The sequence below is a fragment of the Alphaproteobacteria bacterium genome, from assembly GCA_040216735.1.
Classification (GTDB): Bacteria; Pseudomonadota; Alphaproteobacteria; order SHVP01; family SHVP01; genus CALJDF01.
In genome coordinates this window covers 757318-782286 of the sequence record JAVJOO010000005.1, presented here as the reverse complement: position 1 = coordinate 782286, position 24969 = coordinate 757318, and the positions used below count along the sequence as shown (strand labels likewise).

At 56.7% G+C, this 24969-nt stretch carries 22 protein-coding genes and 2 pseudogenes; 9 read left to right on the top strand and 15 right to left on the bottom strand.

Annotated elements, in window-relative coordinates:
- Positions 1 to 1193 precede the first annotated feature (1193 nt).
- Together RID42_17060 and RID42_17055 are read left to right on the top strand one after the other, a co-directional pair.
- On the top strand, positions 1194 to 1994 hold the full coding sequence (locus RID42_17060) for a MotA/TolQ/ExbB proton channel family protein (GenBank protein ID MEQ8249392.1): 801 nt from the start codon (positions 1194 to 1196) through the stop codon (positions 1992 to 1994).
- Positions 1987 to 2754, top strand: coding sequence for an OmpA family protein (locus RID42_17055; GenBank protein ID MEQ8249391.1), 768 nt, complete (start codon positions 1987 to 1989; stop codon positions 2752 to 2754). Before RID42_17060 ends, RID42_17055 begins: the two co-directional genes overlap by 8 nt.
- 321 nt (positions 2755 to 3075) lie before the next feature.
- On the opposite strand, the gene RID42_17050 is transcribed toward RID42_17055, so the two are convergent.
- The gene (locus RID42_17050) at positions 3076 to 3897 is read right to left on the bottom strand and encodes a response regulator (protein ID MEQ8249390.1); all 822 of its coding nucleotides are present in this window, start codon (positions 3895 to 3897) and stop codon (positions 3076 to 3078) included.
- Between the two features lie 389 nt (positions 3898 to 4286).
- Positions 4287 to 4955, bottom strand: coding sequence for a transglutaminase-like cysteine peptidase (locus RID42_17045; GenBank protein MEQ8249389.1), 669 nt, complete (start codon positions 4953 to 4955; stop codon positions 4287 to 4289).
- Between the two features lie 546 nt (positions 4956 to 5501).
- Here RID42_17045 and RID42_17040 point away from each other — a divergent pair.
- The 3 genes from RID42_17040 to RID42_17030 all read left to right on the top strand — a co-directional run bounded on the left by RID42_17040 (position 5502) and on the right by RID42_17030 (position 7754).
- Complete coding sequence (locus RID42_17040; GenBank protein ID MEQ8249388.1) at positions 5502 to 5873, top strand: response regulator; 372 nt, start codon at positions 5502 to 5504, stop codon at positions 5871 to 5873.
- A gap of 97 nt (positions 5874 to 5970) precedes the next feature.
- On the top strand, positions 5971 to 6819 hold the full coding sequence (locus RID42_17035) for a MotA/TolQ/ExbB proton channel family protein (protein ID MEQ8249387.1): 849 nt from the start codon (positions 5971 to 5973) through the stop codon (positions 6817 to 6819).
- Between the two features lie 53 nt (positions 6820 to 6872).
- The gene (locus RID42_17030) at positions 6873 to 7754 is read left to right on the top strand and encodes a flagellar motor protein MotB (protein MEQ8249386.1); all 882 of its coding nucleotides are present in this window, start codon (positions 6873 to 6875) and stop codon (positions 7752 to 7754) included.
- 359 nt (positions 7755 to 8113) lie between these two features.
- Here RID42_17030 and RID42_17025 read toward each other — a convergent pair whose 3' ends face one another.
- A complete protein-coding gene (locus RID42_17025) occupies positions 8114 to 8512 on the bottom strand; it encodes a response regulator (GenBank protein MEQ8249385.1) in 399 nt (132 codons plus the stop codon).
- A gap of 733 nt (positions 8513 to 9245) precedes the next feature.
- On the opposite strand from RID42_17025, the gene RID42_17020 reads away from it, so the two are divergent.
- Together RID42_17020 and RID42_17015 are read left to right on the top strand one after the other, a co-directional pair.
- Positions 9246 to 11261, top strand: coding sequence for an ATP-binding protein (locus tag RID42_17020; GenBank protein MEQ8249384.1), 2016 nt, complete (start codon positions 9246 to 9248; stop codon positions 11259 to 11261).
- Positions 11258 to 11635, top strand: a complete 378-nt coding sequence (locus RID42_17015) for a response regulator (GenBank protein ID MEQ8249383.1) — start codon at positions 11258 to 11260, stop codon at positions 11633 to 11635. The genes RID42_17020 and RID42_17015 overlap by 4 nt, the downstream gene beginning before the upstream one ends.
- A 40-nt stretch (positions 11636 to 11675) precedes the next feature.
- Here RID42_17015 and fliG read toward each other — a convergent pair whose 3' ends face one another.
- Positions 11676 to 12665 (bottom strand): flagellar motor switch protein FliG, encoded by a 990-nt coding sequence (gene fliG, locus RID42_17010; protein ID MEQ8249382.1) that lies wholly within the window; start codon positions 12663 to 12665, stop codon positions 11676 to 11678.
- 1146 nt (positions 12666 to 13811) lie between these two features.
- Between fliG and RID42_17005 the strand changes: the two genes are divergently transcribed.
- The gene (locus tag RID42_17005; GenBank protein MEQ8249381.1) at positions 13812 to 14927 is read left to right on the top strand and encodes a bestrophin family ion channel; all 1116 of its coding nucleotides are present in this window, start codon (positions 13812 to 13814) and stop codon (positions 14925 to 14927) included.
- Positions 14928 to 15039: 112 nt separating this feature from the next.
- On the opposite strand, the pseudogene RID42_17000 reads toward RID42_17005, so the two are convergent.
- The 9 genes and pseudogenes from RID42_17000 to RID42_16960 all read right to left on the bottom strand — a co-directional run bounded on the left by RID42_17000 (position 15040) and on the right by RID42_16960 (position 21802).
- Positions 15040 to 15512: pseudogene (locus RID42_17000) on the bottom strand (DDE-type integrase/transposase/recombinase).
- A 21-nt stretch (positions 15513 to 15533) separates the two neighbouring features.
- Positions 15534 to 15877 (bottom strand): annotated as a pseudogene (locus RID42_16995) (transposase).
- A 136-nt stretch (positions 15878 to 16013) separates the two neighbouring features.
- Positions 16014 to 16982, bottom strand: coding sequence for an FAD-dependent oxidoreductase (locus tag RID42_16990; GenBank protein ID MEQ8249380.1), 969 nt, complete (start codon positions 16980 to 16982; stop codon positions 16014 to 16016).
- A gap of 95 nt (positions 16983 to 17077) precedes the next feature.
- Positions 17078 to 17575, bottom strand: coding sequence for a DUF427 domain-containing protein (locus RID42_16985; GenBank protein ID MEQ8249379.1), 498 nt, complete (start codon positions 17573 to 17575; stop codon positions 17078 to 17080).
- 472 nt (positions 17576 to 18047) lie between these two features.
- Entirely contained in the window at positions 18048 to 18752 is a 705-nt protein-coding gene (locus RID42_16980) for an SDR family oxidoreductase (protein ID MEQ8249378.1), read from the bottom strand.
- Positions 18753 to 18957: 205 nt separating this feature from the next.
- Positions 18958 to 19260: a hypothetical protein gene (locus RID42_16975; protein MEQ8249377.1), complete on the bottom strand. Its 303-nt coding sequence runs from the start codon at positions 19258 to 19260 to the stop codon at positions 18958 to 18960.
- Positions 19261 to 19440: 180 nt separating this feature from the next.
- Positions 19441 to 20616: an acyl-CoA dehydrogenase family protein gene (locus tag RID42_16970; GenBank protein ID MEQ8249376.1), complete on the bottom strand. Its 1176-nt coding sequence runs from the start codon at positions 20614 to 20616 to the stop codon at positions 19441 to 19443.
- Positions 20617 to 20653: 37 nt separating this feature from the next.
- Positions 20654 to 21097 carry a DUF393 domain-containing protein gene (locus RID42_16965; protein ID MEQ8249375.1) on the bottom strand — a complete coding sequence of 148 codons (444 nt, stop codon included), beginning with the start codon at positions 21095 to 21097 and terminating at the stop codon, positions 20654 to 20656.
- Positions 21098 to 21499: 402 nt separating this feature from the next.
- Positions 21500 to 21802: a GTP cyclohydrolase I gene (locus RID42_16960; GenBank protein ID MEQ8249374.1), complete on the bottom strand. Its 303-nt coding sequence runs from the start codon at positions 21800 to 21802 to the stop codon at positions 21500 to 21502.
- A gap of 652 nt (positions 21803 to 22454) precedes the next feature.
- Between RID42_16960 and RID42_16955 the strand changes: the two genes are divergently transcribed.
- Positions 22455 to 22778 (top strand): cytochrome c, encoded by a 324-nt coding sequence (locus RID42_16955; GenBank protein MEQ8249373.1) that lies wholly within the window; start codon positions 22455 to 22457, stop codon positions 22776 to 22778.
- Positions 22779 to 22880: 102 nt separating this feature from the next.
- Here RID42_16955 and RID42_16950 read toward each other — a convergent pair whose 3' ends face one another.
- A complete protein-coding gene (locus tag RID42_16950; GenBank protein MEQ8249372.1) occupies positions 22881 to 24488 on the bottom strand; it encodes a GMC family oxidoreductase N-terminal domain-containing protein in 1608 nt (535 codons plus the stop codon).
- 86 nt (positions 24489 to 24574) lie between these two features.
- Positions 24575 to 24856, bottom strand: a complete 282-nt coding sequence (locus RID42_16945; protein MEQ8249371.1) for a chorismate mutase — start codon at positions 24854 to 24856, stop codon at positions 24575 to 24577.
- Positions 24857 to 24969: the final 113 nt, after the last annotated feature.

The window sequence follows — 24969 nt, the reverse complement described above, 5'->3', positions numbered from 1 at the left end:
CCGCCGCCGCCGCCGCCGCCGCCGCCGCCGCCGCCGCCGCCGCCGCCGCCGCCGCCGCCGCGACCGCCACCGTCTTGCCCGCCGCCTCGGCTTCCACTGCCGCCGCCGCCGCGAGATACACCGTTACCTTCGGGGCCGACCGTTGCGGTTCCGCCGCGACCGACAACAGCAGGAGCGCTTTCGTTTACGGCAGTTACTTCGATCTCTCCCTCGTCAACCTGCACGGTTGTTGAGTTATCGGCGCCCACGGTTACGGTGAAGTCGGTCCCTCGAATCCCGATTGTCGCGGTCGGCGTTACAAGCCTGACTCCCTCCTTTCGCATGCTTCCGCTTACGAAGCGAAAGACACCTTTGGAGAGATTCAAGCTCATTTTTCCAATTGAAGTGTCCGGGTCATATACGAACACATCGAGCGTGACTTTACTGGCGCCGCCTAACCGAAAATGGGTTCCATCCCTCAGCACGAGAGTTAGGGCGCCGTCGCTGACAGTCTCGACAATTTCGTTTTCCGTGACTTGGTCGCGAGAAAATAGGGCCCGTTTCGCCTGGCCATCGGGAGTTCCGTATGCGTAGAGGCGGACCTCTTCGACCGTGCCGATCCCGGCAGAGAGAGCAGAGTTCGAAAAGAGGGAAACCACCAGAGTCGTAAGTAAATGCAAAAAGGAAAACGAGCAGGGATTGCGTATCATCAACATTGCTTAACTCGCACCCTCAACCGGAAAAGGTCTTGGGGGAAAAGAGGAGGGGAGGGGAGGGGAGGGGAGGGGAGAGGAGAGGAGAGATTGACCGGGAAGGTTCATCTCGCCCTCTCCCGTGATGCAGGGATGAGCTGCGGACAAACCCATATGTCCAAATTTGACGGCTATCTAGACCTAATCGATCTGAATCGGTCAGGTATCTACCCCTAGAATTCCGCTGGCCAAAGGGAGCGCCCGAAGGTGCGCGCCAACCGTGATGCATCGCACAACAGTTTGTCTCTGGGCTTTTTCCAACCTCAATACATTCGGCTAATCTGCCTTTGTGGGGGGGGGGCGCCGATCCGCCTTGATTCATTAGAACCGATTCGGATGCGAATCGTTTTGAGTCGTGCCTCTTGCTATGGCCCGATCTCCGGACTGGCCCCCACCTACCCTGAATCGCAACGATATTCGGTGTGCTGTGTGTTGGGGGCGTGTCTCTGGGACAAGCCAGCTATGCAGATAGATCTTGCTACCTTGGCCGGACTCGTTGTCGGTATCTCGGTCGTTGCTATCGCGATCGCAAGCGGCTCGGACTTTTCGATCTTTCTCAACTGGCCCGGGTTCCTCATAGTCATTGGAGGGACGTTCGCAGCGACAATGATCAAGTTTCCTATTACGGGTGTGTTCGTATCCATGCCTGTGGGGTTTAAGGCTGCCTTCTCGAACGAACGCGAGCAGGCGTCGGATATCGTCGATCTTGCCGCCAAGATCGTTAAGCATGCCCGCAAAAATGGCTTGATTTCTTTGCAGAATGCAAAGGTCGGCAATCTCTTCTTGAGGAAGGGACTGCAGCTATGTGCCGACGGTAAGGACGAGGAGTTCATTAGGAAGGTCTTGACCGAGCACATGGCGCAAGAAATTCGCCGAGAGAAAGACGGCGCGCTCGTCTTTCATGCAATCGGCGAAAGCGCGCCGGCTTTCGGTATGTTCGGAACGCTTGTCGGACTTGTGCAAATGCTGAGCAACATGTCGGATCCCGCGACAATTGGTCCGGCGATGGCAGTAGCGATGCTCACCACGCTCTACGGAGTCTTGATTTCACAGCTTATTGCCTTTCCGATCTCAGAGAAACTCAAGCGTAAAGTGGGTTACAACCAGAACCTTAGAGAGCTCGTTCTCGAGAGCGTGATACAGATTCAGCAGTTGCAAAATCCGACCACGCTGCGAGACGTATTGGCACCTTACCTTCCATCCGAAACACGTACCGATCGTCGGCAAGAATCGCGCGATCGGAGAAAAGTCGCCAATGGATGAACGCTCGGACGATCTTCCGAGGTCAGACAATTGGCTGGTGACTTTTGGCGACCTCATGTCGCTTCTCTTCGCTCTATTCGTCCTGATCAATTCCTTCTCCGAGATCGATGCCGAGTCGTTCAAGAGGAACGCCGGGCCTATAGCGCAAGCCTTCAACAAGGACACCCCCAAGTTCGCGAATCTAGATGACTTGGCTGAGGCTGAAAGTGAGCTGACGGCGAATTCTGACGACCCAAATGACGTCAAAGAGAGCGAGGATTCGAATTCACAATCGGTCTTTTCTTTTGGCCGGGCAGCGTTGGTTAGTCAGGAGCAGAAACTACTATTCCACCTAAAGCGAAGCCTTCGACGTGAAAGTATTTCGGGGCGGATTGCTCTCCAACTCGAAGACGACAATATCCTCGTTCGACTGCCGTCAGACTATTCGTTTTCCCCTGGTAGCGCGCAGCTTAGTCCACAGATGCTACCGGCCCTGAACGCAATCGCCCGAACTGCCGCCTTCGACTCCGGCCCCATAGTCATTTCTGGACACACCGACAGCGATCCGATTTCGACTGATAAATTTGGATCTAATTGGGAATTGTCGTCCGCTCGAGCGATCAGCGTCCTTCACTATCTTGTTGGCACCGGATTGGTCGATCCAAATCGACTGACCGCGATCGGTCACGCCGAGACGAAACCGTTGATCGATGAGAATTTGCCGCAAGACAAGGCGCTAAACAGGCGCGTCGAAATACGGATCGCTCTATCTAGTCGATGAGTTTGAGCGCATTCTTGCTTGGTATCGTCTCGCAAACACATCGGGGAGCGCGGCGAAGGTTTCGGAATCAATTGGAAAACCTATTCGGTTTGGACAGAAAGAATCGTGACCGGACAGTCGCAGAGGTTATCTTGACGCTTCCAGACCGAAAATCCTCCCTGCCCTGGGTTGACCGGTTTCTGGGACAGGGGCGGGGTCGGCGTTTTTGCAGTCTCCCCATAACATCTGCGGCTGATTCCGCCCCGATCGTCTTGCGCGACGATGGAAAGAGTGGGGAGGGCAAACGGAGTTCGCTAGTTCGTCTCCGACGCCCCCGACCATTTATCGCCGCAACCATTCGCTCACAAAATCGACGAAATTGAACACCTTTCTGCGTCCCGTTGCAGTTAACGCAATCAGGACTCGACGTTGATCGACTGCGTCAGCGCTCTTGGCGAGAATTCCAGCCTCAATCATCTCATGAATTTTTCTGTGTGCAGTGGCGTAGGGAAGATTCGTGCCGGCACATACGCTTGTGATGGTCGGTGGGTACTTTGACGATTCGCTGGACAATACTTCGAGGATGATGCGCCACGAGCTGGAATCGACTAGTCCTCCAAATACACTCTCTCGGCCAGATTCAAGTTTTTGTAGAAACTCGAGAACCGTTGCTTCTCTGCTGAAGTCGTTGGCGGTCAAGCGAGACGGACGGCGCAACTTTCTGTTTCCCTCCGCCTGGTAGATTCGATCGATGGCCTCGGCGACCTTGAATTTCTCGACAGCGGCAAACGTCGTTTCAAGAAGGACTTCTGGTTGAATAGGTTTTTGCAGCAATGCTAAGGCTCCAAGGTCTAAGCCGCGCTTCGCGATGTCGAAGGCCTCGTGCCCGGTAACCAGGAAAAACGGAACCTCTTCGCCGATCAATCCCAAGGCCCGAAGGTTCTCGATCAGGCTGACCCCGTCCCCATTGGGGCCAAGGTGATAGTCTACAGCAATCGCTGCAATCGCGGGAGTTGCGGCGCGCGCCACCTCTGCCGCCATCCGTTGATTGGAGGCAACGAGTACAGCAAGGTCCGTGTCTTCAAATATTTCTTTAGCTTCTTCGAGCCAAGCAGCATCGTCGTCAATCAGAAGAACACTGTAGATTGCTATGGTTGTGTTCATTGTTTGACTGCCAGCTCGACGACACAGATGGGCACCCAACGACTTAGGCGTCGGGGTGGAAGAAGGCAAGTCGATTGTCGCTACGTAGTGGGGAGGCCAGCGCTATCATCGTCTCGAAGCACCGGAAAGCGCCTGACCCGGGGAACGCCAAAGGTTCAAAATGGCAGTGTCGCGGTCGCGAGTCGGGCCCGACCTTCCTCGAACGTTTGGAATAACTTGGTTGGTCGCGCCCCACGGGGTTTATCAGCGCGATCTCGCGCGAACACCCTGGTTTTTGGATTGGGGCCCCTGCGGCTCATGGGGCACACCGCAGGGGCTACACCGAGGAGGAGGTTCCGTCCGTGTTTCCCCGGTGACTTCGAATCTTGTTGGCCGTCGCGGGAGATTTCTTACCAGCTAAAGGCGACCCCCTGGAGAGCTGTCATGTTTCTCACATCAACCATTTCCGAAGAAGCGACGAAGAGTATTGCTGCCATGAATTTGTCGTCGACAAGTACTGCGTCCTCGCTTCGGTGTCCAAAGGCAAAATATCTGCCATGAACTTCAACCATCAAGTACATATGGCAAATGCTCTCGAATGTCGTATCGTGACGCGCAACGATAAATAGCTTCTGCGGGTTTAGTCCGAGCCGGAGAAGCAATACGTACTTCGCAAGAGCGAAGTCCTCTGAGTCGCCGCCGCCGGCTTCGAGGAACTCGTCGATAGTTGCCCAATGGTCTGCTTCGCCGTAGGTATCGTAGTCCGGAATGTAGGAAAATTCGTTGACGTAAAGGCTAACAGCCTCGACAAGGCCCACGGTTGCATCGTTTGACGCATGGCTATGGCCCCCCGACGCACTTGGGACTTGCCCAATAGCGCGCGCCAACCGCGAGCCGATTCGCTTTGCTACGGCTTCCTTTTTGGGGTCCAGCTGTATCTGAGGGGCTATTTCCGGTTCCGGTACCATATTCGGAAAGATTTCGCCGTCACCTGGAATGATTTCGGCAAAGCCCGGATTACCCACCGCCGAAAAGGCAATAAGCACCAGGAAAACGCAACACAGACGCCAAGAAATCATGCGTTACCCGACTTTCAGCATATCGCCTATAACCAGAATACGGTGATACGTTCGGAGTGCGCGAGCCACTCGCATTTCACCCACATTGGATGAAAGGTATTCGCGTTGGCCGAGGCAACAAAGCGTGGCTTTGCCCCCGAAGGACCCTGCTAAGGCAGTATTATCTGTGAAAACCCCCGCGCCGAACCTTGATGCCGAAGGCCACACCTATTCAAATCGGGTTCTTCGTTTGGTGCGCGCACGGCTGTCGTTTGCGAGACAGTCGCAATGTTCGCGAAGCGTATTTTTTGGTTTTCTTGCCTGGCGTTGCTCTATCAGCAATCGGCGGCGGCCGACGCCTTCGCGGCTGAATCCACGACCTCAGCGTTTCGCCTAAGCGGCTATGTCCAGCCGAAGACAGGGCCGGGAGTCTCTCGTTTGATTAAGGTGAACGGGACCGCTTGGTGTGTGCGGTCGGGCACAACGGAATGCCATTTGGAGAAACCGCCGGCCAGCCTCAACGCGCTATCGCAACATCCGACGGTCACGTTCAGAAAGGACTAATCGTTGTTTGACACGTTGCTTCAGGCGCTCGTTGTCGACGACGATAGAGCATGGTCGGACGAGCTAGCAATTTGCCTAGCGGACGAAGGCTTTGCGGTTCATGTCGCCCATAACGTTAAAGATGCCTTCGAAATCTGTCGAAAGCATACGCCGGACTACCTCTTGTTGGACGTCTCATTGGTTCACGAGAATGGACTAGACCTCGTGGACCGAATGCACGAGGTCGGCATGTTCGCTATTCAGGTTATTGTCATCACCGGGAACGCCGACCTTGCAGATGTTGTCCGCCTCCGTCGCCAAGGTATCGAGGACCTGATGTTCAAGCCTGTCTCTCCAGACGCCTTGAAAGAAAAACTGGGTTCGAGTCTTCGCTAGACCACTGCGCGCGTTGTCTGCAGTAGCTTCCCGCTTTCCCGCAACTGCGGAGTCGTCGATGCTCCTCATTACTTGGTCGTGTTAAATGCTCGTTGGATTGGGCCTCGTCGTCCTGATGGGCTTTGTATTCGGCCTCTATGTGCTCCATGGCGGAAGCATGGAGGTGATTCTGAAGGCCGCCCCAATTGAACTAGGCATTATCCTTGGAGCCGGCCTCGGTGCCACCATTATTGGCAATGACGTGCGCACCCTTAAGGGGCTTGCCTCGGGGTTTAGGCGAGTCGTCACAGGGTCGTCCGTAGATCGCGGCGATTATCTAGAGACAATTTTTCTCGTCGCCGGATTGATGAAAACCTTGCAAAAGAAGGGGGCCCGAGCGCTTGAAAACGACATCGAAAACCCGATGTCGTCGGAGGTGTTTGTTGCTTACCCTGGCGTACTCCGCGACCCGCAACTGCTCGGTCTGATTACCAACACGCTACGGCTATTGATCGTCTCATCGAATAACGCCAAGTGGCACGATGTAGAGAGCGTTATGGAGACCGCCATAGGGGCGGTTCATAAAGAACGCCTTAGACCCGTTATCGCTTTGGAGAAGCTCGCTGCCGGGTTGCCAGCCCTGGGTATCGTCGCGTGCATTCTCGGTATTGTTAAGACGATGGCGTCCATCGACTCGCCGCCGAGCGTGTTGGGCGCTCTTATCGCGAGTGCGCTCGTGGGCACATTTCTAGGCGTGTTTCTGGCCTACGGCCTTGTCGAGCCACTGTCTATCCGCCTCAAGCGAATCGTGAATCAAGAAATGGAACTGTTCCATGTGGTCCAGCAGATCATAGTTGGCACAATCGCCGGACATTCTCAGCCGCTCATTATTGAGGCCGCAAGAGCGTCAATTGAGCCATCCCTGCAGCCAAGCTTCGAAGATGTCTTCGACGGATTGCTAAAGTAGAGACTCTGTTACTCGACGGATCGTCTGGAATTTCATCGCCACCGAAGGCGCAAATGGCTGAACCATCGATTATCATCAGGAAAGTTAAGCCGCCGGAAGCGGAACCGAGCGCGGGCGCCTGGAAGATCGCATTGGCCGATCTGATGACGGCGATGATGGCGTTTTTTCTACTGATGTGGTTGCTTGCAGCATCGGACGAAGAAACCCTTTCAGGGATTGCCGAGTATTTCACGCCGGACAAAAGTGCCATACCGCTAGACGCGGGATCGACAAGCGTTCTGGGGGGGCGGTCCATCCTGGATACCGAAAAGCTTCCCGACTCGGCGAATACCGTGAACAAAGGAAAGCAAGAAGTTTCCACTTCTTTTGTCGGGGAGCCGGCAATTGTGCAGGTCGAAACCGAGCGGTCGATATTCAGGCTGTCCGATAACGCTGAGAGCCTAGTCGAGTTACGCCGGCAGGTCTTGAGCAAGTTGCTTGAGAACGGCGGCTTGAACGAAATCCTCGGACAGATTGAGTTCGTGAGAGAAGAGCAAGGCTTGCGTATTCAGATCGTCGATCGCGAGAACTCACCAATGTTCGCGCTGGGCACGTCCATTCTAGACGACAATGCGAAACAGTTACTTGCAGGTATTGCAGCAGTGATTAAGAATTTACCAAACTCTGTCGTCGTGCGCGGGCACACTGACGCCCGGTTGTTCGATAGTAGCCGGCCGGATCGCAATAACTGGGCCCTATCGGCCGAGCGCGCCGAGAGCACTCGGTTGTTTCTCGAGGCGAATGGGATTCGGCCCGAACGGTTCGCGAGGATTGAGGGACTTGCCGACACCATTCCTCGTTGGCCGGAAGACATCTACGATCCGCGAAACCGCCGGATCGCTATTCTTCTCCGTTATCTAGACGATCCGGACGAAGACGGAACGTCGGCTCGATGATCGCCGGTCGGTGCCGGTTCCCTGGCTGCAACCGCGGTGAACGAGCGTCGAAGCAACCGGATATGTCCATAGATGATACAATAGCTGTCGCGAGGACATCTGCCGGAATTTATGTTGGCGCCGCGGCGCAGGTTTCGAACCATGCCCTGTGATCGCTGGGTCCAAGGGGATGCTTTATGCAGGGGCAGCCCTTTGGACCCTTAAGATACCGCTATGCGCCGATACCGCTATGCGCGCAAAAACGTCGGCTCTCGATCTGATCGCGCGATTTCTTGGCGCCTAGAAAAATTTTGGGTTGCCAAGGACGCAATTTTTCCGCTCAGCCGTTATTGCCGTGCCAGGCAAGGCTGAGCCTATGGTCAAATCTGGGCGGGGGAGCGGGCAATGAAGAAGCTCAACTTTGACTGGAGCTTGTCGATCAAGTCATCGGGGTCAATCGGCTTGAATAGGTAGCCGTCCACACCCCTGTCGGTTGCTATCGAAGCCAACTCCCATTCCGATCTGCCGGTAACGACAATAAAGGAGATGCTGGCGATGCCCGCGTCCCTAACACGATTGATCAAATCAAGCCCATTTTCCCTGCCCAGCGCGATATCGAGGAGCACAAAATCCGGCCGAATAGACCTGCAATACCGTTCGGCTTCCGCTAGGGTTCTTGCCCAATGGGTAGTCATGCCCTCTTCATCTAGCCGCTGACCAAGCTCTTGTGCCCACGAATCGTCGTCTTCCACGATGAGCACCTGCATCGGAATGTTCATTGTCTGTCGGGACTCCTCATCTGGCCGCACTGAAAGCGTCTTGGCAGCTCAGTAGACTCGGTCTCTATTTCTGCAAATGCTGGGCATAAGAGAGTCAGGTCAAGTTGGACCATCCCAAGTGCCACTTCAGTTGGTCATTTAGGCTTATCTGTGTCTGATAGCGCAGCCAATATTCGATCCATTTTGGATGCGAATCCGGTTGAGTGCGCAGAGGTAGACGCGTCGTATCCGACTCGCCCCAGAGTTTGATTGGTCTCTATTCGTGAAATCGCTAGTCCTATCGCCCGTCCGCGTATCCCTTAGTCGGGCAGCCATCGCCATAGGATGCGTTGGGGCAACAATCTTCGCACAGGCTTTCCCCATCGATATGGGGGGGAATGTCCACTTCTTGACGGGCTCGATCCTAGCCTGGTTGTTTCTCCGTCTATACGGCCCATGGGTGGGAATAGCGTCTGCCGCGGCAGGGGCGCTGTCGACCATCTACCTTTGGGGGCATCCATTTGGTGCTATCACAACGGGCCTGGAGTTTGTGTTCGTCCTATCTGTCGTCGCGGTGCGAGCGCGTTACGCATCGCGAGCGCATAGGGTTTCCTGGCGGCCTATTGCGATTATCGCTTACTGGGCAGCAATAGGCATTCCCCTCGTCACCGCACTTTACACGACGCAACTTGACCTAGGGTTAGGTACTTCCGCTGCGATTGGATTCAAGCAAGCGGTCAACGGCGTTGCAAATATGCTCATTGCGGAAGGGCTGCTCGTTCTCGGTCTCGCGTATTCCCCTCGTTTCCGGAGATGGCGCCCGCGTAAATTGGGCGCCAGTCATCTCGTGCTCTACACGGGGGGGCTCGTCGTTGGAGTTGGCGCCTACCTCACTGTGGCGTTCCTTAGCGAATACCTTTTGACGAATCTGCACCAGGCACAAAAATTGCGTTTGAACGGCATTGCCGCCCACGCGGAAAGATCGTTGGTTTCCCAAATTAAGGCAGGAATTCATGCGATCGAGCTTACGGCTCAGGGGGGGCAAGAAATTATCGTGAAGGACGTAAGAGGCCTCTTTCGGCGCAGCAATGACGGGCAGTGGCTGGCCGTCAGTATTGATGGTCTGGATGGGGATCGACTTGTCGCCGATGTCAACGTGGGAGTGCGCAATTCATTTGTCGCAGGGGAATCTATCCAAATCTTCTATCTGGGCGAGTGGGCGATTGCGATCAGCGTGCCGATCGTCGATGACGTTCGGGTGATGGTTTTGTCCGCGGACGAAGCGGACGGGGTCCTGCAAAAGGGAACTGTCATTTACCCTGGCACGGCAACGTCGTTTGCCCTCGTCCGGATGCGAGATCTAGATGCCTTTGGCATCATGCGGGGAATGGAGCTTGGATTGGATTGGGTGGTCGGCGCGCCAAATGAAGAGCTTGCAGGGCGTGTCGCCGTGCTGGTGCCGTCCTCCGACTTGCTCTCTCGAATTTGGCAATTTCAACTGCGCTTAACGATAGCGCTATTTGCAATTTTTGTTGTTGCCGTTGCTATTCTTTCGATCATCGGTCGTAGGCTGAGCGACCAAACACGCTTCGTTGCGGAAGAGATAACTCAGCCGCAGACGCATTCGATTTCGCGCCAAGCTTCGGGGCCATTCTTGACGGTTGATGCCGAAATCTCAATCCAGGAGGTGAGGAAAGCCAGGAAATTGTTGGATGATGCGTTCAATGCTGCTGTTCTGGAAGGTAGAGCGCTCGTTCAGATGACGGACGAGATGCGCGTATACCTCATTCGGATCGTTGGCGGAGATGTCATGCTAATGAACCGACGATTTACAGAAGATTTCCAAGTCGAAGTGACCAAATCGAGAATCTTATCAGGCCTGGTTCGTGACAATATTGACGGTCCGGGGCACTGGCGATTCACACAATCGGAGGTCATTGGCGATCAAGAGCAGCTAATTACCTGGGACGTTAACTGTACGGATGAGGCGCGAGGGGCCTACACAGTGACCGGCGTCGACGTCACTGAGGAACGGCAGCGTCTCGAAAAGTCCGCTTTCGAAAGCAAGCTGGCCAGCTTAGGGACCTTAGCCGCCGGTTTCGCCCATGAAATAAATCAACCGCTGAACGTCATCATGATGGCGAATTCCAACCTTGCGCGCCGCCTCCGACTTATTGGCGGGGATGACGCCGCGTTGGAGAAAACTGAGAGAATAGGTCAGCAGGTAAAACGCGCATCGTCGTTCGTCCAGAACCTTAGGCGACTTTCCAAGGCCGCCGCGTCGAACTCTGGGGGCGAGAGCTTCCTTCTCTCGGAGACTATCGAAAACACGATTGACCTGGTTCAGGGGCAATATGCGCTCGAAGACATCGCTATTGAGCGCACGATTGAGCCCGGACTAATCGCTGTGGGTTCGGAGACGCTATTGGACCAGGTGATCGTCAACTTGCTCACCAATGCACACGATGCCCTGGTGCAATCTAAGCCGCAGAACCCGACAATTTGGCTGTCAGCACAGATGGTAGGAACCAAGATCCTGGTCGTCATCCGCGACAACGCAGGGGGCATCCCAAGTGACAAGATCAATCGAATTTTCGAGCCTTTTTTTACAACCAAGGAATCCGGAACCGGCCTGGGCTTGGCTCTTTCTCGTCAGATAATCGCATCGATAGGTGGCACCATCGATGTAACCAACACAGAGGTCGGCGCCCAGTTCACCCTGGAGTTGCTGCCTTCAGGGCAAGATTCGGGAGGGAGTAAAGAATCGTGAGTGCAACACGCGTTCTTATTGTAGACGACGAGTCCGAAGCTCTATTAGAAATGGCCGAAGGCCTTGGCGACTTCGACCTAAATTGCCTTGTTGCAAGTAACGCGAGCGTGGCTATCACTATGCTTAAGCAAGAAAAGAGCATCGGAGCGGTCATAACCGACTTTCGTATGCCGCGGGGAAACGGCGTCGAGCTGCTGCGCGCCGCAAGGGACCAGGGCTTGCTCGACGGCAAGAAGATATTCCTTGTGAGTGGTTATCTCGACGACGCGATTTCTGCACAGCTCGATGACCTGCAGTTGGACATCGCAATGTTTCCGAAGCCGTTGGACATTGAAGAAATAGCGGGCATTGTCCAGACGGCGCTCCGCTCCTAAAGTTCGCCCACCTTAGCGCTGTCCAAGGTGTTGGCGAAGCTCAAAAAACAAGCTCTTCATCGCCGTCAGGGTCGCTGATTGTCACGTCGCCCTTGTCGGCTAACTCTTTGGTCAAGAGGACTATTCGGTCTTGTGCGTCCTCGACGTCCCGCCGGCGCATAGGGCCCATCGCCTCCATATCTTCGCGCAGAATCTTTCCCGCCCGTTCGGACATGTTGCTCAAGAATAGGTTTTTCAGCGAATCGGAAGCGCCTTTGAGGGCCTTCGCCAAGATGTCCTTATCTACCGTACGAAGCACGATCTGCACGCCAGCAGGATCGAGCCGGGCCAAGTCTTCAAACGTAAACATCAGCGATCTGATCTTTTGCGCGCTATCTGGACGCTGTTGGTCCAAGGCGCCCATAAAGAAGCTCTCTTTAGACCGGTCAAAGCTGTTGAATATTTCGGCCATCATTTCGTGACTGTCGCGTTTGCTTGTCCGCCCAAGCGTCTGCATGAATTCTGTCCGAAGAGTCTCTTCGACTTGAACCAATACGTCCTTTTTGATCGCATCTACTGTCAGCATGCGAATGACCACTTCGGCTGAGAGCTCCTCGGGCAGTTCGCCCAAGACCTTCGCAGCATGTTCCGGACGGATTTTGCTCATGACTAAGGCAATGGTCTGCGGATACTCGTTCTTTAGATAGGTCGCTAGCGTTTGTTCGCTCACGTTGGCGAGTTTCTCCCAGATGGTCCGGCCCGCAGGGCCCCGGATATCCTCCATGATATCGCCGAGCCGGTTCGGATCGATAAACTTGGAAAGAAGGCGCTCGGTGCCTGCATAGCTGCCGACTAGCGCGCCGCCGCCCGCGAAGGCGCCGGCGAATTCCTGTAGCAACTCCTCGACGACAACGGCGCCAATACTACCCAAGCGAGACATCGATTTCGAGATTTCTTTGATCTCTTCGTCATCCATTCTCGAGAATAGTTTTCCCGCTCGGTCCTCGCCGACCGCAATCATGATGACGGCTGCTTTGTCCGGACCAACCATCGAACGCAGGTATTGCCGAGCTGCGGCTTGATCCTTTGCATGCTTATTCGCCCGCGATTGTTCAGCGGTCGTGCCCTGCAGCACTGGCATTCCGAGGTCGGCTTCCCTTTCAGCCATGTTCTCTTCTGTTCTGGGGCATGGGCGGTTTATTGGCTTCGCGGCAAGGCCCGAAACGGTTCTCAGAAAATAGTGCGCGGCTTGTCCTCGCCCCCGAGGCATTGCATCCAATTCGGATCAAAATGCTGCCACTTCTGGATAAATTGAGACCTATCTGTCCATTTTGGCTTCGATGAAACTGCTTCTCCTTGGTGTGACCCTTTACGGCTAAGGAGGACAGCTAGACGAGCGGCGATCAGGCTTTTCTGGACGGTCTGATAGTCGGCATACGGGAGGCGATATGAGAGAGGGTTCCGCAGTGTTTGAGCGGGCTGACACTGAGTGGCGCCATATAGTCACAAAGGTGACAAGTGTTATTAGTCGGGCCGGTATCCCGCATGTCAGCTACCGAACGGAAACTCGTCTTGCGGGGCGCTCAGTCGTGTCAGAAAAGACACTTGCGCTGGAAGAGTTCGTCAAGACCTTTGCATTGAATAGACAAGGATCCGACCAACTGATGTCTCTCATTGGCAAGCAGGTCGATGAAACTGGATCACTTCAAGGGCCTGGGGCGAACCTACAATCAGACGCGTGGTGACCGTCCTAGGTTGCTAAGTGGAATGGTCTTTACTCTAGCTGCCCCGTTGACCGGAGACTCCGGACCTCTGTTTCTTCTCGGTGGCGCAGACGCTGAAAAAACCATATTCGCGACTAGTGTAAGAACGCGCCAAAAATGAGAGCGGAAGAAAGAAACAGAAGGTAAAGAACAAAGGGCCCCATGATTCTACGGCGCAACTTTGATCAGCAGACCGACCGATTGGCGTACTCGAAGGCATTGACCCTTCCGTCGGCAGCAATTTTGGCGACTGTAGAGTTACCGCTTCTATCTGCAAAATTTCGCTTGCTCATTTGATACTCACTAAATGCCGAGGGTCGCGAGAGGGGTCGCCAATTAATGGAGCACACGCGGGTCGGCCCTGCCGACTACATAAACATCCAAACTGGTGAAGTGCTCGATCCCGACTTCAAGGTTTTCCCACCTAGTAGACCGTGGCGTTTCATAGTCAGTGTGCAGGGGGTGAGGGAGCTTCTTCGTTCTCATGCACACGCCACCGCGACAAGCAGCTTTGGAACCCTGACTGTAGAGGGAGATTCAAGCCTCGGGCGCACGCTTCGGCAGTCTTTGCCGCGAGCACTTTCGAGCGATCGTCTGCACCTGAAAGACAAGGGCTAGTGTTAGTTCGCAGTCGCACGAATGTTCACAGACTGCTGGCAGTCGTGACCCGGAAACTGGTGCTATTAGGCGGCGCTTCGGTAGCGGCGGCATTTGTTGCAGACTCTGGCTACCGGGATCTTCTGTTTCCGGCAACTACGACAGGAGTTCTTATTGGGTCAGCGTCTATATTCTTAGCGTTCAGGATCAACGTAGGGTATGGGCGATGGTCCCAAGGGCGTCAAATATGGGGTGGCCTTGTTCCCGCGAACCGCAATCTCGCTCTCTACGTCATCTCGATGATGCGTCTGTTCTCTGCAAATTCGGCCGATGATCGCGAGTTTAAACGGCGGTTCGTTTATCGACAGATCGGCTACGTCAACGCTTTACGCCTGCAGTTGCGACGCCAGGAGGGAAGCGACTGGGATGGGCAACTTTGGAAAAGAACAGTCAACGGAAGGGCCCTATTCTCCCCGGACGAAATGCATTGGGTGCAAGACGCTTCAAACAAGGCGCTCCAGATTCTGACGGTCCAGACGGAGAGCGTGTCCGAGTATTTTAAGGAAAGAGATCAGCTTGTCGTCGTCAAGATACTGGAGCTGATTTCGGACATATCAAGTCGTCAAGGTCAGGCCGAAGGTCTTAAGAGCACGGTCCTCGCTTGGGGCTACGCGTTTTACACCAAGATGTTGGCATATTGCTTGGCGATCGTCGTAATTCTGAGCGAATTGAATGCCTTCGCGATCTCCAACATTGTCCTTGTCACAATAGTCGCGACAATATTTCTGACCATTGAAGAAGTGGGACGAAATCTTGACAATCCTTTTGACGGTTCGTTCAACGACACACCGATGTCCAGTCTCTGCAGGACAATTGAAATCAACTTACTTCAGCAGATCGGCGAACCGTGCTCTCTCGAGCCATTGGGCCCAGTGGGCGGCAGGCTTGACTAGAGACTCCCAGGGAAACAATACCACTGCGCTTTCTCTTCGCTGCTTAGCTGCTTGAGGGGTGCTGACAAGTTAACTTGGCTTAGCGCAAAGAGGCGCCCGCAGTTTTGCTGATTCAAGCAGCGATGGTAGAAACCTCCCACGCCCGATCAGCTTGGGCTCTCATGCTCCGAAGAGTTCGTCGGGAGATCAGGTGGGTCTGGATATTGAAGGTGTTGTAGAAGGCAGCATGAGCGGCAAGGAATCGTTGGGCTGAGCCCTGCGATTTGAACTTCTGCTGCTTCCGCTCCCGGCGCCGGATCACCAGGTGGGAGTTTTCAGCGCGGTTATCTCACGAATGCCACCTGGCCAATGGCGGTTCGTCAGGTTCAAGTCCGAGACCACCGCGCCATACGACGCCAGCCCGTCCGTGGTGATTGTTTCGGAGTGAACGCTCTGGTTTTTCAGAAGTCTGCGCAGCGGCTTCAAGGCTGCGGCCTTGTTGCGGCGTTTCTGTACCAGGACATCCAGCACTTCGCCCTCGTCGTCGACCGCGCGCCAGAGATACATGCGACGTCCGGCGATCTTCACCACAATCTCGTCCAGATGCCGTCGGCCGGTGGGTGGATCTCGTCGCCGCCGAAGATCGAGAACGCCCCGGATATGGCGCACTGCCGCCCGGCGGCGTGCTGGGCTTAGTAGTTTCCCGAGAGCGCCTCGTTCAGGATCATCTTGTCCACCGTCAGGTCGGAGACCGCCTTGCGCAGGCGCGGATTCTCCTTCTCCAGGTCCTTCAGACGCTCGGCCTGGTCGACCTTCAGGCCCCCGTACTCCCGGCGCCAGCGGTAGTAGCTCTGTTCCGAGATCGCGAGACCTTTACAGATCAAGCCAATCTTCTCGCCCTGCGACAGCCGCACCTCGGCGTCCCGCAGCATCGCGATGATCTCTTCTGGTGTGTAACGTTTCCGGCTAATCTCTTCCTCCTTACAAGGTCAGATTAGCCGGACTCTCTCAATCATCCTGGAATAGTTTTTAGGGGGCACGTCACTCCTACAAGGTCAGATTAGTCGGACTCTCCCTATCGCCCCGGACCAATTTCTGGGATGCAGGTCACTGGCCAGTGGTAGGTCTGACCAGGCCCGCCTGAGCGAGTATGTCGCGCGCGATTTCGGTGCCACTGATCCAGGCAGCCTCTACCCGCGCACCGAGGCACCAATCACCGCCAAGATACAGCGTGCCACTTTCATCCCGCATGAAGGGCTTTCCGAGAGCCGCCGTCACTCGGGCATAGCGCCAGCGATGTGCGTCCACGTAGAGTGCGGCCGACGGGTCGACACCAATCCTCTCGCACAGCAGGGTCAGAAGTCGGCGGGATATCTCATTTGTGCTCTCTTCGAGGTGCGTGGCAGAGAACACAGGGCCAGCCTGCGCAACCCAGGTGGTCACCATATCCGTACGCCCCGGCTTGCTGCTGTTGCGCGCCACGAAACCCAAGGTGGCCTCCGGCGTGTGCTGAGAGACAAAGGGTGCGGCAGAATCAGCGGGAAACGCCGCCATTAGCGCCAGGCACGGTGCCATTTCGACCGCATCCAATGCGGCCAAAAACCGGTGATCGTCCCCGAGAAGCGGGGGTACCTGTGGCGCAGGTACGGCGACGACCACACGATCAGCCACGAAACACTCCTCGCCTGCAATCACTGTCCAGCCGGTGTCCGTCCGGCGGATTTCTGTGACCTCGGTGGCCAGGCGCAGGTCAAGCCCGGAAGCCAAGGCGCGCGGCAGGCCCGACATACCAGGCAAGCCAACATAATGCCTATCGAGGGAGGCGTCGTCCCAGATGGCCGCTGCATCGTGTTGTTGCTCAAGCAGCGTGGCAAAATCAGGCGAGCAAGCGGAGACGTATTGTGCGCCATGGTCGAAGCCGATTTCACCAACTGGCGTTGCCGCACGTCGCGTCGCCATTCGTCCGCCAACTCCACGCCCTTTGTCGAGGACGAATACGGTCTCGCCTGCATGATGAAGCGCCCGCGCACAGGTAAGCCCTGCCATGCCCGCGCCGACAACGAGTGTGCCGCTCATGAAAAACACACAGCATGCTGGTTCGCGAGGTCCATCTCGTCGACTGGAATGTCCCTGCTGTTGCTTGGGGCTAGATTGCCGCCTCCCATACTCTGCTACCAACCCCTCGTTCCGGGTCCACCTTTAAACGGGCCAAGGATGCGTTCGGTTATCCAGCCACCGTAGAAGTCGCCATGCTGAGGCTTGACCCTTTCATCACCGACCCAGCAGGCGGCAACTCTTGACGCGTAGAACGCCAGATGGTTGGCGATGAGACGGAATGCTGGAGTTGGAGCGGGGTAGCTCCAGGCTGCTCGTTTGGACAGCAGACCACTAACTTGAAGCGACCAGTATTCGGCGCGTCCCTTGAACTCGCAGTAAGTCGATCCTGGCGCCTTCACGATGAACTCGCCGACCACATCGCCGCGCGGTATATAATAGACCGGCGGGTGACTGGTCTCTAACACGCGATAGCCGGACCGCGTTTGAGCGACCACAGTGCCCGCGAACATGACCTTGAGCGTTTCGAGTACCGGTTCGAGCCGCGGCGGTCGCGGGTAGTCCCAAACTGATTCTTGGTCGAGTTTTGATTTGATCCGTATAGGAGACGACACTGCAGTCTCTCAGCTCGGCAGGTTCATGGTACGTCGGCTAGGCTGGCGACGATCAAAGAAGTGGCGGCAATGATCGTCAGGGGCGCTCGCAGGCGCGGGTACCATGAGGGGGTAGCGCCACGCATGCTGAGCCAAGCGTCTATCGCAAACACTGCGGCGAAACAGCCGGCCAACAGACCAGCGCCTATGGAAGGTGACGTCAGCAACAGCGCGGCCCAGCCCGCTAGCGACGGCACCACGCTAAGGCATAACAGGCCGGCTCTAGGGGTGCCATCGCCACCATGTTGCAGGGCCAACCCCCACTGAATGCCGCCCAGGAACGATAGAATTACGGCACCGTAAGCAACTAGCGCCGTAGTCATGGCCGCCTGCAAGGAATCATCGCTCACCGCTGCACCGGTGGCTAGGCCCACGAATGGGGTCAAGCCTAGCGTGCCGAGCACGGCAGCGGAGCGAGGCACGCGGGGCACCATCACCATGGCAGTCGCGCTCCGCGATAGTCCAAGAACTGACCACTGTCGCGTGGGGTGAGGCCGTCGATCACCGCCAGAAGTTGCGCCGCTGCTTTGGTTGGGGGGCTCACGTCTAGATTAGCCTTGGCGAATGGCGCTGATAGGGGACTAGCCACCGTGCCAGGATGTAGCGAGACGCAAATGGCCTCGGGTGATCGCCGTTTGAGTTCAATTGCGGCGGTCCGCACAATCTGATTGAGCGCCGCCTTGGACGCACGATAGCTGAACCAACCACCCAGCTTGTTGTCGCCGATGCTTCCGACTTTAGCCGACAATGTCGCGAACACCGCACGACCGGTTCGCGGCAACAGTGGCACGAAGTTCTTAAGCAGCAATGCGGGCCCGATTGTGTTGATCGCGAATGACTTCGCCATGTGGGCAGATGTGATCTGGCGCAACGCCTTTTCCGGCGTGTTGTCGCCGTCATGAAGGAAACCGGTAGCATCGATCATGATTCGGAACGGGTCGCCATCATCGGAAAGCCGAGCCGCGACGGCGCGCAAGGCGGCTTCGTCTGTTAGATCAAGGGCGTCATCGCGACGCGACAGGCGCACGACATCGGCAATATCGCGTCGCTCTGCAAGGGCGTCGGCGAGTGCGCCGCCGATCGCGCCTGAGGCGCCGAATACCAACGCCCGCGCGGCAGGTTGTTCTTCGGCTGGCATCACGACGTTCTGTCTACGCGCGCCTCGAATGCGGCGTGGTGGGCGGTAGCGATGACGCGTCCGCACCCACCGCAGCGGACGACCTTTTCGCCTGCGTGAAGTCGCCCGCGGGTTAGTTCTCCACAATAGTCGCACGGAACGTGCGTCGCGTAGAACCGGGCATAAGTCGCCCGCTCGTTATCATGGGTGACCATCGACTTTGCGACTAACCGCCCCACAGGTCGTCATGCGCTGCTGTCCCGTCGGCACGTCGATACAGGTCACGTGGAGAGAGCTGGTGGGCGCTGCCGAACGTCCAAGCGGTAGTGGCGACACCGACAAGCACCAAGAGATGAAAGGCCATAAGCTCGCCGAACCATGCCCACGTTCCGATGCCGACCGAAAAGATGATCGACCACATGACGGAAAGCATCGCCATAATCTGAAACCGCTGTGCCTTAGGAAGGCGGCGCAACGGGTTTCTATCCGAATCCATGACGACGCGGTAAGTGTTCTGCAAGACGTTCATTCTTCAATCCTCAAGTTATACGTTTCGCGCAGCTAACATGGGATACGCGGCAAGGAGGGTATTGGATCAGTGCGGCGTCGATCCCCACTAGGTGATCCAAGGCGCCGCCACCATCGTACATGCGAGTAGGTGACGGGAGATTTGCGCCGAGCGTCTTTCGGACTGCCGAAGGGTGGTTAGCTACGCGGGGTTCCGCGAGATCAGTTGCTTGGCGATGATGATGCGCTGCATCTCGTTTGTGCCTTCGCCAATGGTCATCAGCGGCGCATCTCGATAGTAGCGCTCGACATCGAACTCCTTCGAATAACCGTAGCCACCATGGATACGCATCGCCTCAAGCGAAACCTCGACGGCGGTCTCCGAGGCATAGTACTTCGCCATACCGGCCTCCATGTCGCACCGTTCGCCGCGGTCGTAGGCCTGTGCGGCGCTCTCTACGAGCAGGCGCGCCGCCTCGACTTTGGTCGCCATCTCGCCCAGCTTGAGCTGGATCGCCTGGTGCTTGCAGATTGGCTTGCCAAAGGTTTCGCGCTGCTGGGAATAGCGAGTCGCGTCCCTCAGTGCCGCGTTCGCAAGACCGACGCCACGCGCCGCAACATTGATGCGGCCGATTTCTAGGCCGCCGGCGGCCTGATAGAAACCCTGTCCCTCGACGCCGCCAACGAGATTGTTGGCCGACACCTTGTAGTTGTCGAACAGGAGTTCGGCCGAATCAATCGACTTGTAACCCAGTTTTTCGAGGCGCTTGGAGACAGTGAAGCCATCGCCCTTCTCGACGATGAAGAAGCTCATTCCCTTGTGCGCGGGCTTGACCTGGGTATCCGTTTTGGTGAGCAGGGCGTAGCATGTGCCTTCGATCCCGTTGGTGATCCAGGTCTTGGTGCCGTTGATGACGTAGTCGTCGCCGTCCCTGTCGGCACGCGTTCGGATGCCCTGCAAGTCCGTGCCGGCATTCGGCTCGGTGAGGCCGAGGCCGCCGCGCAGTTCGCCGGTTGCAAACCGCGGCAGGAAGCGCTGCTTTTGCTCCTCGGTGCCGAAACGCTGCACGAGCGTCGCCATGATGAGATGCGAGTTGAAGATGCCGGTCAACGCCATCCAGGCCTCAGTGATTTTGATGACCACCTTGGCGTAGGTCGATGCCGACATTCCGAGCCCGCCGTACTTCTGATCGATGATGGCGCCAAAGAGGCCCATCTCCTTCATCTGCTCAACGATCTCGTGCGGATACTCGTCGGCATGGTCGAACTTCTTGACGACTGGGCGAACGTCACGCTCCAGCCACTTGTCGATGGTGTCGAAGATCTGGGCTTCTTCTTCCTGGGTCAGACCTTCTTCGAATTGCTCTACGGCACTCATCTAATACCCTTTCGGATTACCGGTTCTATAAACGTCTTTATCTCAAGCTCGGATCGGTGCTGTGACTGACTGCATCCGTAATGTGCTGAGGTTCGTTGGTCGTGCGGCGTCGCGCGATGCGATGGCATAGAAGGAAGACCTCGTAGCTGGCGGTAAGAACCCAGCTAAAGGGGGCCACAGAAAAAATGTGGGCTAGCAGTCTGAGGTGCGGCACTTGGCGCCAGATCACAGCAAAGGCGCGGCCTCCCGTGAATATCACGCCCAGTTCATCAATCACATGAAAGCGGGAGAGGGCCTTGCCTCTTGTAATACCGGCAACTGGGTCATTGTCGCCCAGTGAGATGTCAGTCCACTCTACCGCGCCGGATCTAGTGGCACGCTTGTAGTAGGCGATCTCGCGTGCGCAATAGCTGCAACTACCGTCAAAAAGAACCTGGATCGGTGACGGGTATGCCTGAGACGATTTGCTATGGTCTTTCAAGGAGTTCCTCAATTTTCTCAGCCGACGGAACCGGCACTACAGGCGGAGGAGGGGGCGGATCCGTCATTGGCCGAGGGGAGGCTGCGAAGCCGCCATTAGTGACGGCTAGCTCGAGGCGAGGTTGGCTGATTGCGTACCACGGCTCCGGAGTAAGTTGTTTGGGAACAGTTTCGCACCTGTCCAAGTGGTTACCTCGTCTCTGCAACGTTGGGTCAACCTCCGTATAGGAGTTTCTTCCAGCGCTCGGCATCGCGGCGGACGACGAGCAGCCGGGGCTTAGATGCTGCCGAAGCAGGGGCGGAGAAGCCGCACTTTTCAGGGTCCAACTCGATGGCGTCGAAAACAAAGATCTCTTCGCACTCGCTTGTAGGCTCTGATCTGGCGCTCTTGTTGGCCACCGGCTTAACCCTGCCGCACCAGCGACAGAAACTCCTGTCTTGTGGTCGAATCGTTTCGGAAACAGCCGAGTAGAGTGTTGGTTACCATTGTTACACCTGGCTTGTTTTCGCCGTGGGTAGTCATCCAATGGTGGGCGGCCTCAACGACGACACCCAATGACTGCAACACGTCGTTGATGTCGTTGATGGTGCGGACGACCTGGCTTGTCAGTTTTCGTTCGGCTTCCCCGCGCCTGGGCCGTCTCTCAGTAGCTGCCAGTCGCTCGTTGTGGAAGTTTTCGACCAGTGCCAAGTTTGCGGGTGTCATGAAACATTCTCCTTGAGTTGTGATGGTATACGCCACCTGTTCCGCCTTGGATCACGTTTAGAAAAAGAATCTCTCGGTGATTCATCTAAGGAAAAGTGGCGTAAACACGGACAACGCTCCCGATAGGGTGCTGACAAGAGAAACAGCAGGAATATTGTCGCCTTGAACGACTTAAATGCCATCGGCCGGTCGGTGCTTCGCAGCGCCGGCGAAGGTTGGCGGCAATCGTCGGTCCGAACTTGTTGACCTAGCAACGAGCGGCCTCGAGGCTCACCTCGATACCGCGCTTCGCCCTACGTTCCTAGACGTCCCAAATACTCAGGGTGAAGCGGAAATGCAGCCAGACCGCATGTCTGATCGCATCCGGCGGGAACCTGTGACGCTTGGACGAGATTGGCGGGATAATCTCCTCTGGACCGGGCACAACCTAGGCTACAATCCAGAGACAAGTTAGCGTTAGCCTGTCAGCACCGCCAATTCCTTCTATTCCAACGACCTGACGGGCGGGCGCTACATGCGCGCTGTTGAAAACCACGCACCCTGTGCCGACATGTGGGCCGAAGTTCTGTCGTTCGAGTGTGGTATCAATGTGTTTCCAGTGTCGGTGCGGTTCTGGTGAAGCGGAGTCGTTCCTAGGTTCGTTGGGGAGACTATGAAGACAATTCTTGCTGGCGTGGTAACCGTTTTGTGTGTTTTGGTTGTCGATCCCGGAACGGCGCAGACGCTGCGCGATGCAGCGGCCGGCCTCGCCATTGCCAAGATGCACTGCGCTCGATGTCACGCAGTCGATACGGACGGACAGAGCCCGCTATCAATCGCGCCGCCGTTTCGCGATCTCCACAAACGCTACCCGGTTGAAAGCCTCGAAGAAGCCCTCGCCGAGGGTATTGTGACGGGCCACTCGGACATGCCGCAATTCCGCTTTGAGCCGGATGAGGTCGAAAGCCTCATCGCGTTTCTCAAGACCCTTGAGTAGCAAACCTTGACAGGTGGATACCTACGCCAATCACCCGCAAGCGCAAAGTCGTCCGTTGCCCTTCGTTTGCTGGCGCGCTGCCCGACACGACGCGTCGGGTAGCTAAAAGCCTACGATGGCCTGGGCCGCCTTCTCGGCAATCATCATGACCGGCGCGGCGGTGTTCCCGCCTGTGATGGCAGGGATCGCGGATGCGTCGGCGACGCGGAGACCGTCGATTCCGTGTACGCGTAAGGTGGCGTCCGTTACAGCGCCGGCCGCTGGATCGGTTCCCATAGCGCACGTTCCGACCGGATGGAAGCAGGTCGAGGCGTTGTCTCGAATCCAGGCTTCCGTCGCCGGGCCGCGAGCCATTGCCGGTCCGGGCGACCGCTCCCGGCTAATCCATGGGCGCATGGCGTCTTGTTGCGCAATATCCCGTATCGCTCCGAGACAATCGCGCAATGCGCTCACGTCCCCAGAAGCAGTTAAGTAGCCAGGGTCGATGCGCGGCTTGCGGTTGGGGTCGGCTGATCGCAACGAGATCGTGCCGCGGCTCTCGGGCCGAAGCTGATAGGCATGGATTACGAATGCGCCGTCCCGCCATGCGCCCCACTGCAGAAGCCGTTTTGTCGGCAGTATAGGCATGAGACTGAGCTGGATGTCGGGTCGGCTTAGGGCTGCGTCGCTGCGCACGAATGCACCTGCCTGCGTCGGCATCATTGCAGCCGGTCCGACACCAAACGCCCACCCCAGTCCAATGGCAGCGAGCGCTCGATCGGGGCGCAAGTATCGGTTGAAGGTGACCTCGGCATTGGAGGCGTCGAAGACGCCGTACACACCGACATGGTCATGAAGGTTCTGCCCAACGCCCGGCAAGTCGTGGGTCGGTGAAATCCCTACTTCCCGCAAATGGTCGGCGGGCCCGATGCCTGACAGCATCATAAGGTGGGGGCTATTGACCGCACCACCTGCGAGGATCACCTCGCCGTCCACGGCGACTTGCTCTTCCCCCCCACCCGGACGCACACAGGTAGCGCCGGTGGCACGACCCGACCGCAAATGGATCCGCGTCACCTGGGTTCCTGTCCAAACGGTTAGGGATTTCCGGTCCCCAATCGGCTTGAGGTAGGCCGTCGCGGTGTTTTGTCGCCGGCCATGGTAGATCGCAAAGTCATGGCGGCCATACCCTTCCTGGTCTCCGCCGTTGAAGTCCTCGCTCTTCGGCACCCCGGCTTGTGCACACGCAGCGAAAAATGCCTCCGGGAGTGGCCCCGTCGTAGGGGGTGTCGTGAGCTTTAACGGGCCGCGTTTGCCACGCAGGTCGTTCGTCTTGTCCTGATGATCCTCTAATCGCCTGAAGTAAGGCAATACATGGTCGTATGACCAACCTTCAAGTCCGCTCGCGGCCCATCCGTCATAGTCGCTGAAGTGCCCTCGGACGTACGCCATCCCGTTGATTGAGGATGAGCCACCGAGAACCTTGCCGCGCGGCCAATGTACGGTTCGTCCGCCGAGCCCAACTTGCGGCTCGGTGTCATAACCCCAGTTCAAGGAAGGCATCTCGTAGAGCAGCCGAGTCATCAAAGGAACTCGGATCATCGGGTTCCAGTCGCGCCCGCCCGCCTCCAACAGCAATACACGATGGTTCCGCGACAATCTGTTTGCGAGAATGCATCCGGCCGAGCCGGCACCGACCACGATGTAGTCAAAACCATGATGGCGCGGCATCGGTGGGAATCTCTTCTCGGTTCGGGCGCCCGTAAACGCACTGTATCGGCGCGCCATAGCTGTAGCCGATTGACGTGTGATAGGCCTCAACGTGCGTCGATCAAATCGTCCTCAAGCCGGCATGCTTCATCGATGATGAGTCCATAGAGTCGACGTGTGAACGAAGGGTCGAGGCCGAGCGGCGCCGCATTCTGGGCCGCGCGCGCCTTCACTTCCTCGATCCGCTCTGGGAGCACAGATGGGATCCTTCCGGATCGCTTCACTTCGGCAACCTGGCGAACCACCGCGAAGCGCTCGGCCAGAAGCCGAACGATCTTATCGTCCAACTCGTCGATACGCCGTCGGAAAGGCGCGAGCTCTTCCATCATCCAACCTCCTCAACCGAAAACCCTGTCTAGCGCCGCCACTGTGCAACGCCGCCTCACCACGATCCTATAGATGCCACGTCGCCCATCAATACCCATGAGTAAGCCTCTCGAGG

What these genes read in the sequence shown, in the direction of transcription:
- RID42_16960 (MEQ8249374.1), bottom strand. Translation starts at nt 21,802, where the DNA reads ATGACACCCGCAAACTTGGCACTGGTCGAAAACTTCCACAACGAGCGA.
- RID42_16970 (MEQ8249376.1), bottom strand. Translation starts at nt 20,616, where the DNA reads ATGAGTGCCGTAGAGCAATTCGAAGAAGGTCTGACCCAGGAAGAAGAA.
- RID42_16945 (MEQ8249371.1), bottom strand. Translation starts at nt 24,856, where the DNA reads ATGATGGAAGAGCTCGCGCCTTTCCGACGGCGTATCGACGAGTTGGAC.
- RID42_17030 (MEQ8249386.1), top strand. Translation starts at nt 6,873, where the DNA reads ATGGCTGAACCATCGATTATCATCAGGAAAGTTAAGCCGCCGGAAGCG.
- RID42_17050 (MEQ8249390.1), bottom strand. Translation starts at nt 3,897, where the DNA reads ATGAACACAACCATAGCAATCTACAGTGTTCTTCTGATTGACGACGAT.
- RID42_16955 (MEQ8249373.1), top strand. Translation starts at nt 22,455, where the DNA reads ATGAAGACAATTCTTGCTGGCGTGGTAACCGTTTTGTGTGTTTTGGTT.
- RID42_16990 (MEQ8249380.1), bottom strand. Translation starts at nt 16,982, where the DNA reads ATGAGCGGCACACTCGTTGTCGGCGCGGGCATGGCAGGGCTTACCTGT.
- RID42_16980 (MEQ8249378.1), bottom strand. Translation starts at nt 18,752, where the DNA reads ATGCCAGCCGAAGAACAACCTGCCGCGCGGGCGTTGGTATTCGGCGCC.
- RID42_17060 (MEQ8249392.1), top strand. Translation starts at nt 1,194, where the DNA reads ATGCAGATAGATCTTGCTACCTTGGCCGGACTCGTTGTCGGTATCTCG.
- RID42_17025 (MEQ8249385.1), bottom strand. Translation starts at nt 8,512, where the DNA reads ATGAACATTCCGATGCAGGTGCTCATCGTGGAAGACGACGATTCGTGG.
- RID42_16975 (MEQ8249377.1), bottom strand. Translation starts at nt 19,260, where the DNA reads ATGAACGTCTTGCAGAACACTTACCGCGTCGTCATGGATTCGGATAGA.
- RID42_17020 (MEQ8249384.1), top strand. Translation starts at nt 9,246, where the DNA reads ATGCTCATTGCGGAAGGGCTGCTCGTTCTCGGTCTCGCGTATTCCCCT.
- RID42_16950 (MEQ8249372.1), bottom strand. Translation starts at nt 24,488, where the DNA reads ATGCCGCGCCATCATGGTTTTGACTACATCGTGGTCGGTGCCGGCTCG.
- RID42_17045 (MEQ8249389.1), bottom strand. Translation starts at nt 4,955, where the DNA reads ATGATTTCTTGGCGTCTGTGTTGCGTTTTCCTGGTGCTTATTGCCTTT.
- RID42_17055 (MEQ8249391.1), top strand. Translation starts at nt 1,987, where the DNA reads ATGGATGAACGCTCGGACGATCTTCCGAGGTCAGACAATTGGCTGGTG.
- fliG (MEQ8249382.1), bottom strand. Translation starts at nt 12,665, where the DNA reads ATGGTTGGTCCGGACAAAGCAGCCGTCATCATGATTGCGGTCGGCGAG.